Source organism: Streptococcus sp. HMSC073D05 (genome assembly GCF_001812015.1).
GTDB classification, from domain to species: domain Bacteria; phylum Bacillota; class Bacilli; order Lactobacillales; family Streptococcaceae; genus Streptococcus; species Streptococcus parasanguinis_D.
Genome location: NZ_KV807487.1, coordinates 126,995 through 129,731 on the forward strand (window position 1 = coordinate 126,995; position 2,737 = coordinate 129,731).

The 2,737-nt window shown below is 35.7% G+C and carries 3 protein-coding genes; all 3 read left to right on the top strand.

The features are described 5' to 3' along the window. Window positions 1-672 (top strand): C39 family peptidase (locus HMPREF2832_RS03285; protein WP_070505542.1); only part of this gene is annotated, 672 nt, incomplete at its 5' end. A 161-nt stretch (window positions 673-833) separates the two neighbouring features. Further along, on the top strand, window positions 834-1,505 hold the full coding sequence (locus HMPREF2832_RS03290) for a YiiX/YebB-like N1pC/P60 family cysteine hydrolase (protein WP_070505543.1): 672 nt from the start codon (window positions 834-836) through the stop codon (window positions 1,503-1,505). 12 nt (window positions 1,506-1,517) lie between these two features. Further along, entirely contained in the window at window positions 1,518-2,651 is a 1,134-nt protein-coding gene (locus tag HMPREF2832_RS03295) for a hypothetical protein (protein ID WP_070505544.1), read from the top strand. The last annotated feature ends 86 nt before the right edge of the window (window positions 2,652-2,737 follow it).

Consider the following 2,737-nt stretch of genomic DNA (forward strand, 5'->3'; position numbering starts at 1 on the left):
GAAGCCGGAACTCAGCAAACTTTGCCATCTTCAAAACAGGAACAAGCTTCAATGAAAGAGAATACGCAACCTTCTCAATCGCCCGAGCAAGAATCATCTAGTAAAGTGAATCAAGGGATCCGAAAACTATTGCCTATTCCTCTAAAGCTTCAAGAAGAATGGTATTTCTGTGCACCGGCGACAGTCCATATGATGCTGGCTAGTCGAGGGGTTAGCGTCTCTCAACATCAATTGGCTAAGGAAATGGGGACTTATAATCCCTATGGGACTCATAATCGAGATGCCATTCGCGTCTTGAATCAGAATCTATTTGGCTATCCGGAACCAAGTGGAAATCAGGCAGGCTATCGACTGGTTACTGTAACAGATGCTCGTCCAGATTCGGAAGATATCCGTCTCTTTAAAGAACGCGTACGCAAAGATATTGATGATGGGTATCCTCTCTATTACACCTTTAATGTAGCTCAAATCTATCCTGGAAAAAGTGGGGAACATAATGTGATCGGAGTTGGCTATGAATTGACAGCAGATGGTAAGGACATCTCAGCAATCTATTATCTAGACCCCGATACACATGTACAGGATCCAACCTATGGAGGCTTGAAGAAACTGACACCAGAGGAGTTATTAGCAGCCATGGTTACGTGTGGTGAGAAAAATTATGCTTGGTGAAAAAGTAAGTCGTGAAATGGATAGAGGTGATTTAAATTTCAAGAAATAAGAGTTGATAATATAATATTAAGATTGTATCAAAATTAAATTCGTGAATTAGAAAAGATGAATTATGTATTCCGCAAATCAGTTAAAAGATTATGCTTCATTAGGTGAAAAAAATGAGAAAATTTACAAGAATAATCATAATGTCGATGGTATTCATTCTTAGTTTTCAAAATATAAAAATTGTGAATGTAGATACAATTAGTAATACCGAAAGTAGCGATAAAAAACAAAGTATTCTAAATGATATTCCAAATAAAGAAATAGAATATAAAGAGTACGGTCTAAATGCTCCTGTATTAGGTGATTTAAAAACAATGGAACGGACAAGTATTGGTTCGTGGAGCTGGCGAGACGGTCTAATTTGTGTAACAGATCAAGGTTTTGGGGTAGGCCCCTTTAATACTTGGCATGCTGGAATAATTGCGCCACAAAAAAATTACTCTGTTGCAGAGGCAGCTAATAGTAATAGTCCTGTAAGATTAAGAAAAGGAAAGTGGACTCAAGGAACTGTTTGGCAAGTAGGAGTAAAGACAACAACTATTCAACAAGATTGGAATGCCGGTCATTGGGCAGGTGAGCAGGTAGGAAAACCCTATAATTTAAATTTTTGGAATGCTCGACAAACAAATAGTTTTTATTGTTCTCAACTTGTATGGGCTGCGTATTACTACACATCAGGAATCGATTTGAATAAAAGTGACAATGATCTTGGCTCAGCAATTGCAATTCATCCGGGTGAATTTGTTAAAAATTCTAAAACAACTATTGTATACAGAAATAGATAGTAGGAATGATATATGAAACGCTCTTATCTTTTTGGGATTTTATTTCTATTCTTCCTTTTGCTTTCTTGTTCTAAGGTCCAAACACCAATGTTTCAAGTTGATCCAGAATCGAATCTTTACTTGGTCACCTCAAAAAGTATTCAATCATATACTAAGAAAGAGAATAAGCTCGAGTTACATCGAGTAGAAAAAATTGATGTAGCAACGTATGTTAATCTCTGGTTTTCGTGTTTAAACAGTGGTGATAAGATGATCATAACTGAAGGTGATGATTTTGCACCAATAGATCATCAAAATATCATTTCAATTGATTTTTCTAAAGGTGAGATGAGGAAAAATCATACTAAGAATTATGCAATGATGGGATCAGGTATCTCTTCTAATTACTTTTATACTGCTCAAACAGATGCAAACTCAGGAATATTAACAGTCTTTTCTCTTAATGGAAAGCAAGTTTTTCAGAAAAAATTTAACCAAATGACAGCAATTTCGAGTCAGATTGTTGCAAATAATTCTAACGTATATGCTGAGATTGCTTATCAAGATCCAAAACGAAATCGTCCAGAAGGCGTGTTGGATTCAGATTTAATAGTACTAAATGAAAAAGAGCATTGGAAAGAAAAAGATAGAATTCGATTAACTTCAGATGGTAAAAAGGTTGAAATGTTAGAAGGCTTGGCAATTGTCAAAGATAGGGCATTCGTAAGTATCTCTGCAATTCGTGATACAGATACTTTTGAGAAGGTGGCAGGAAACCAATTGTTGTCAGTCGATTTGCACACTGGAGAAAGGAAATTATTTACCTTACCCAATCCTTATCCTAATATGCTTTATCCAAGCCCAGATAATCATTACCTTGTCGTCAAGCACGAGGTAGAAGGAAAGAATATTTTATCTGTTCTTGATTTACAAAATGAAACTATAAAAGCCATTGTGTTGGATGACGATTCAGGTGAAACACCAGAAGAAATAAATTCTCTTACAATTTCAAATGAAAATATGTTGTATCTAGCTACTGGTCGACATTTATTACAATATAGTCTCAAGGATGCTAAGTTGATTGAGAAACAGAAATTGAAATTGGGAAAAGATGATTTTCCAATCGGATTAAGAATCGTAGAAAAAGACTTAGGGTCAAATAAATAATAAACAGCACCCCAAAAGATAGATGTTATAATCTATCTTTTGGGGTGTTTTGTTATGTGACTTTCAGTCCGTCTCGCTCCGTTAGG